The following is a 6,000-nucleotide window of genomic DNA, read 5'->3' on the forward strand; positions in this document are numbered from 1 at the left end:
CGCTTCGGTCAAACCGGCGCCGGCTGCAGGCGCGCGGTGCGATACACCGGAAAGCGCACGGTGAACGTGCTGCCCCGTCCCTCTTCGCTCTTCACGTCGAGTTGCGCTTCGTGCCGCTGCAGCACGTGCTTGACGATCGCAAGACCGAGGCCCGTGCCGCCGGTGTCGCGCGAACGGCTGCGGTCGACGCGATAGAAACGCTCGGTCAGACGGGGAATGTCCGCCGCCGGAATGCCCAGGCCGCTGTCCGCGACGGAGAACACCGCATGGCCGCCTTGTGCGTGCCAGTTGACCTTGATTGTGCCGCCGTCCGGCGTGTAGCGAATCGCGTTCGTCACCAGATTGCCGAGCGCGCTGAGAATCTCGGTTTCGACGCCGGTCACCGTCAGCCCCTCGTCGGCGTCGAACACGATCCTGTGATGATCGCTCGACAGGCTCTGCCCGTCCTCCTGCAGATGCCGCAACACCGCGCGCATGTCGATCATCTGATCGCTCGGCGGCTTGTTGTCGCCCTCGAGTTTCGCGAGCACCAGCAGATCGCTGACGATATGGCGCATGCGCGACGCCTGCTGCTCCATCAGTTCGAGATAGCGCGAGCGCTCGGCCTCGCTGAGCGGCAACTCGCGCATCGTCTCCAGAAAACCGGAGAGCACCGTCAGCGGCGTCTTCAGTTCATGCGAGACATTGGCGACGAAGTCGCGCCGCATCGCGTCGGTGCGCTCCAGTTCGGTAATGTCCTGCGACAGCACCAGCTTGCGATTCTCGCCATAAGGAAACACCTGCACCGACAGCACGTTCTGGCGCTTGTCGCCCATGCCGCGCATGATCAGCATTTCCTCGTAGCGGTGCGAATTCAGGTAGCGGACGAAATCGGGGTGACGCACCAGATGCGTAATGTGCTGGCGCAGATCGCGCTTCGCGTCGAGGCCGAAGTGGCTCTCGGAGATCGCGTTGCACCACTCGATCTGATCGTGATCGTCGAGCATCGCCACGCCGTTCGGCGACGCCTGGATCGCCTGGATGAAACGCGAATGCTGCTGCTCGACCTGACGCACCTGCGCGTGCCAGCGCTTCGCGAGCTTATGCAGACGATAGTAGATTTCGCCCCAGATGCCAGGCGCGCTCGGCACTTCGCCATAAACCGGCGCGTCGAGCAAACGCCACAACCGTTGCTTGTGAAATGTGCTGAAGAGGCTCTGCGCAAGCAGCATGACAATCGCGAGAACGAGTCCTGCCTTGACGTTCACGAGTGCGCCGACCACCACGCACAGAACAGCCAACAGCACGATCGACACGATGGAGCGCGCCCAGATGATGTTCATGGTCTAGCGATCGAAGAGAAAAGCACACGCACCGGGCTGGATTTGCAGCGCCTGGCGTGGCGAATGTGACTAGGTGAATCCGTACGTACGGCACGGGCGGCGCAGGCGCCACAATCTGCTGTCAGGCGCTCTTCGCAAGCCGGTAGCCGCTGCCGCGCACTGTTTCAATCATAGCATCGCACCCGGCCGGCTTGAGCGCCGCGCGCAGACGTTTGATGTGCACGTCCACCGTGCGCTCTTCCACGAACACGTGATCGCCCCACACCTGATCGAGCAGTTGCGTGCGGCTATGCACGCGCTCCGGGTGCGTCATGAAGAAGTGCAGCAGACGGAATTCCGTCGGACCGAGATCGAGCTTGATCTCGCTGCCTGCGGCATGCGCGGCCACGCGGTGCGTGGCCGGGTCGAGCTTGAGGCCGTTGATCGCGACCAGGTCTTCGGTCAACTGCGGCGCACGGCGGCGCAACACCGCCTTGATCCGCGCCATCAGCTCTTTCGGCGAGAACGGCTTGGTGACGTAGTCGTCGGCGCCGATTTCGAGGCCGAGCACCTTGTCCTGCTCATCGCCACGGGCGGTCAGCATGATGATCGGAATATGCTTCGTGCGCTCGTTATTGCGCAGATCGCGGGCGAACGCGATACCCGATTTTCCCGGCAACATCCAGTCGAGCAGGACGAGGTCGGGCAGCACGTCGCTGATCAGGTTCTGCGCCTGCTCCGCGTTGTACGCGCGAATCGGGCAGTGTCCGGCGTGTTGAAGATTGACCGAAATCAGTTCTGAAATTGCGGGCTCATCTTCGATGACGAGAATGCTGCTGGGCATCGGCACCTCTGGTCCTTATCTCTGGATTAACTGAGCGCTTCGCGTTCGAGCGCGTCGCGCGACTTGTGCCGCACGTCGGTGCCCTTCACGATGTAGATGATGAATTCCGCGATGTTCTTCGCGTGGTCGCCGATCCGTTCGATCGCCTTGGCGATGAACAGAAAATCCAGGCCCACCGAAATCGAGCGCGGATCTTCGGTCATGTACGAAATCAGCTTGCGTACGAAAGCGCGGAATTCTTCGTCGATCGCTTTATCGTCGCGTACGATCTGCGCGGCGGCGACCGTATCGAGGCGCGCGAACGCGTCCAGCGCGCGGCGCAGGATCGACACCGCCATTTCGCCCGACAGCTTGATCTCGGCGATATTGATGGTGCGCGATGCGCCGTCTTCCATCAGACGCTTGGTGCGCTTGGCGATTTTTTCGGCTTCGTCGCCGGCGCGCTCGAGATTCGTGATGGTTTTCGAAATCGCGATCAAGAGACGCAAATCGCGCGCGGCCGGCTGACGGCGCGCGATGATGTTGCTGCACTCTTCGTCGATGTCGACTTCCATCTGGTTCAGGCGATCTTCGGCGGCAATCACCTGCTCGGCGATATCGAGGTCGAATTCGTTGAGCGCCTGCATCGCATTGACGATCTGCGACTCGACGAGACCGCCCATTTCGAGCACCTTCGAGGAAACCAGGTTCAGGTCGGCGTCGAACTGGCTGGACAGATGCTTATCGGACATGTCGTACTCCGTTGTTTTGCCCGGCGGATTAGCCGAAGCGGCCAGTAATGTAGTCCTCGGTTTCCTTGCGAACCGGCTTGATGAAGATCTTTTCGGTGTCGCCGAATTCGATCAATTCGCCGAGGTACATATAGGCAGTGTAGTCCGAACAGCGGGCCGCCTGCTGCATGTTGTGCGTGACGATCACCACCGTGTAATCGCTCTTCAATTCGGCGATCAGCTCTTCGATACGGCCCGTCGAAATCGGGTCCAGTGCCGAGCACGGCTCGTCGAGCAGCAGCACTTCCGGACGGATCGCGATGCCGCGCGCGATGCACAGACGCTGCTGCTGGCCGCCGGACAAACCGTAGCCGCTCTGGCCGAGCTTGTCCTTCACTTCGTTCCACAACGCGGCCTTGGTGAGCGCCCATTCGACGCGGTCGTCCATTTCCGAGCGCGACAGCGTTTCAAACATTTTCACGCCGAACGCGATGTTGTCGTAGATCGACATCGGGAACGGCGTCGGCTTCTGGAACACCATGCCGATCCGCGCGCGCAGCAGCGAAATATCGCGCCTGGAGGTCAGCAGGTTTTCGCCGTCCATCACGATCTCGCCTTCGGCGCGCTGCTCCGGATAGAGCGCGTACATCTTGTTCAACGTGCGCAACAAGGTGGACTTGCCGCAACCCGACGGGCCGATGAACGCAGTCACCTTGCCTTCGGGAATGTGCAGATTGATGTTCTTCAGCGCGTGATACTTGCCGTAGAAGAAGTTCAGGTCGTTGATCTCGATCTTCGGACGCGACGGCGAGGACGCCTGGCCGCTCCGGGCGGGATCGAAACCAGCGGGCGCGGTAGAGCGCGGGGTCGGATTGAGTTGAGTTTCTGCCATATTCATCGGATTACACTCCGCCCTTACTTGTTCGAGAAGATCGTGCGCGCGAGGATGTTCAGTCCCAGCACCGCGAGCGTGATCAGGAAGACGCCAGCCCACGCGAGCGATTGCCATTGCGCGAACGGGCTCATCGCAAACTTGTAGATCGTGACCGGCAGGTTCGCGACCGGCTGGCTCATGCTCATCGAGAAGAACTGATTCGACAGCGCCGTGAACAGCAGCGGCGCGGTTTCGCCGGCGATCCGCGCGACCCCCAGCAGCACGCCGGTGACGATGCCGGAAATCGACGCCTTCAGCGTGATCGACAGCACCATCTTCCACTTCGGCGTGCCGAGTGCGAAGGCCGCCTCGCGCAGCGCGTTCGGCACCAGTTGCAGCATGTTTTCCGTGGTGCGGATCACGATCGGAATCTGCAGCAAGGCGAGCGCGAAGATGCCGGCCCAACCGCTGAAGTGACCCATCTTCGCGACCACCAGCGCATAGACGAACAGACCGATCACGATCGACGGCGCCGACAGCAGGATGTCGTTGATAAAGCGCGTCACGTTGGCAAGCCAGCCTTTCTGGCCGTATTCGGCGAGATAAACGCCCGCCAGAATGCCGATCGGCGTACCGACGAAAGTGGCGAGGCCGACCAGCATCGCGCTGCCGACAATCGCATTGGCGAGACCGCCGCCATCGGTGTTCGGCGGCGGCGTCGATTGCGTGAACAGCTCGATCGACAAGCCGCTGATGCCCAGGCGCAGCGTCGTATAGAGAATCCAGATGAGCCACACGAGACCGAAAGCCATCGCTGTGAGCGACATCGTCAGCGCGATCGCGTTGGTCATGCGGCGGCGGCCTTGCAGACGCACGCGCATCGCTTCGAGCGCGGCCGGGTCGTTCGAACCCGGCATGTTCAAAGTGGGCTGGCTCATTTCGCGCCCTCCCCTTTTTCGAGGCGAAGCAGCATGATCTTCGAAATCGCCAGCACGATGAAAGTAATCACGAACAAAATCAGACCGAGCTCCATCAGCGCCGACGTGTGCAGGCCCGGCTCCGCTTCCGCGAATTCATTGGCGAGCGCCGACGTAATACTGTTGCCCGGCGAAAACAGCGAAATATTGTCGAGCAAATTGGTGTTGCCGATCACGAACGTGACCGCCATCGTCTCGCCGAGCGCACGGCCCAGACCGAGCATGACGCCGCCGATCACGCCGCTCTTGGTGAAGGGCAGCACGATCTTCCAGATCACTTCCCACGTCGTGCAGCCGATGCCGTACGCCGATTCCTTCAACAGCACCGGCGTGACTTCGAACACGTCGCGCATCACCGACGCGATGTACGGAATGATCATGATCGCGAGAATCACACCCGCGCACAGAATGCCGATGCCGATCGGCGGGCCGCGAAACAGCGCGCCGACAAACGGCATGCCGCCGAGCACCGCGCCGAGCGGTTTCTGGAACCACTGCGCGAAGATCGGCGCGAACACCAGCAGACCCCACATGCCGTACACGATCGACGGAATCGCGGCGAGCAGCTCGATCGCGATGCCGAGCGGCCGGCGTAGCCACGCGGGCGCGAGTTCGGTCAGGAAAAGCGCGATGCCGAAGCTGACCGGCACCGCGATCAGCAGTGCAATGATCGACGTGGCGACCGTGCCGTAGATCGGCACCAGTGCGCCGAATTGCTTGCTGGGTGGATCCCACTCGGCGGTCCACAGGAAGCTCAAACCGAACTCCCTGATCGACGGCATGGAGGCGATGATCAATGAAACGATGATGCCGCCGAGCAGCAACAGCGTAACGATGGCGGAGAGGCGGGCCAGGCCGCCGAAGATCACGTCGCCGGCGCGGCTGGGCGCCTTCTGCTGCGACGTGCCGCCGGGCGGGGTGGCCCTGCTGGCGCCGGACGCTAATTGGATATCGGACATGAGAGCCTGATGGACCTGTTTCCAGTTGCCGTATGACGCGTGTCGTGCGGCCGGTAATGCTCGGGGTTGATGCCAATGCCATTGGCCGTCCTCACATGAGGACGGCCAATGTGTTACAGCTTGCGGTTGCTTACTGCCACAAAGCTTACTCGGCGATCGGCTTGCCCGCTGCGTCCTTCACCTTCTGTTTCCACTGCGAGCGGATTTCCGACACGACCGAATCCGGCAGCGAGATGTAGTCCAGATCGTTCGCGGCCTGCGTGCCGTTCTTGAACGCCCAGTCGAAGAACTTCAGCGTTTCGGCGCCTTGCGCCGGCTTGTCCTGCGCCGTGTGC

General features: G+C 61.8%; 6 protein-coding genes and 1 pseudogene. All 7 read right to left on the reverse strand.

Annotated features, from left to right (window positions below; translation table 11 throughout):
• Positions 1 to 8 precede the first annotated feature (8 nt).
• Entirely contained in the window at positions 9 to 1,322 is a 1,314-nt protein-coding gene (gene phoR, locus HV744_RS27100; protein ID WP_175152441.1) for a phosphate regulon sensor histidine kinase PhoR, read from the reverse strand.
• A 121-nt stretch (positions 1,323 to 1,443) separates the two neighbouring features.
• Positions 1,444 to 2,145 (reverse strand): phosphate regulon transcriptional regulator PhoB, encoded by a 702-nt coding sequence (gene phoB, locus HV744_RS27105; protein ID WP_175152442.1) that lies wholly within the window; start codon positions 2,143 to 2,145, stop codon positions 1,444 to 1,446.
• Positions 2,146 to 2,171: 26 nt separating this feature from the next.
• Positions 2,172 to 2,876 (reverse strand): phosphate signaling complex protein PhoU, encoded by a 705-nt coding sequence (gene phoU, locus HV744_RS27110; RefSeq protein ID WP_175152443.1) that lies wholly within the window; start codon positions 2,874 to 2,876, stop codon positions 2,172 to 2,174.
• Positions 2,877 to 2,904: 28 nt separating this feature from the next.
• Positions 2,905 to 3,753: a phosphate ABC transporter ATP-binding protein PstB gene (pstB, locus tag HV744_RS27115; RefSeq protein WP_175152444.1), complete on the reverse strand. Its 849-nt coding sequence runs from the start codon at positions 3,751 to 3,753 to the stop codon at positions 2,905 to 2,907.
• Positions 3,754 to 3,770: 17 nt separating this feature from the next.
• On the reverse strand, positions 3,771 to 4,667 hold the full coding sequence (gene pstA, locus HV744_RS27120; protein ID WP_175152445.1) for a phosphate ABC transporter permease PstA: 897 nt from the start codon (positions 4,665 to 4,667) through the stop codon (positions 3,771 to 3,773).
• Positions 4,664 to 5,665, reverse strand: coding sequence for a phosphate ABC transporter permease PstC (gene pstC, locus HV744_RS27125; RefSeq protein ID WP_175152446.1), 1,002 nt, complete (start codon positions 5,663 to 5,665; stop codon positions 4,664 to 4,666). The genes pstA and pstC overlap by 4 nt, the downstream gene beginning before the upstream one ends.
• 145 nt (positions 5,666 to 5,810) lie before the next feature.
• Positions 5,811 to 6,000 (reverse strand): annotated as a pseudogene (locus tag HV744_RS27130) (phosphate ABC transporter substrate-binding protein PstS); the annotation flags it as partial.

It is taken from the genome of Paraburkholderia ultramafica (assembly GCF_902859915.1).
Lineage (GTDB): Bacteria > Pseudomonadota > Gammaproteobacteria > Burkholderiales > Burkholderiaceae > Paraburkholderia > Paraburkholderia ultramafica.

Coding starts and splice junctions, on each gene's coding strand:
- phoB (WP_175152442.1), bottom strand. CDS start 2,145: ATGCCCAGCAGCATTCTCGTCATCGAAGATGAGCCCGCAATTTCAGAA.
- pstC (WP_175152446.1), bottom strand. CDS start 5,665: ATGTCCGATATCCAATTAGCGTCCGGCGCCAGCAGGGCCACCCCGCCC.
- pstA (WP_175152445.1), bottom strand. CDS start 4,667: ATGAGCCAGCCCACTTTGAACATGCCGGGTTCGAACGACCCGGCCGCG.
- phoR (WP_175152441.1), bottom strand. CDS start 1,322: ATGAACATCATCTGGGCGCGCTCCATCGTGTCGATCGTGCTGTTGGCT.
- pstB (WP_175152444.1), bottom strand. CDS start 3,753: ATGAATATGGCAGAAACTCAACTCAATCCGACCCCGCGCTCTACCGCG.
- phoU (WP_175152443.1), bottom strand. CDS start 2,876: ATGTCCGATAAGCATCTGTCCAGCCAGTTCGACGCCGACCTGAACCTG.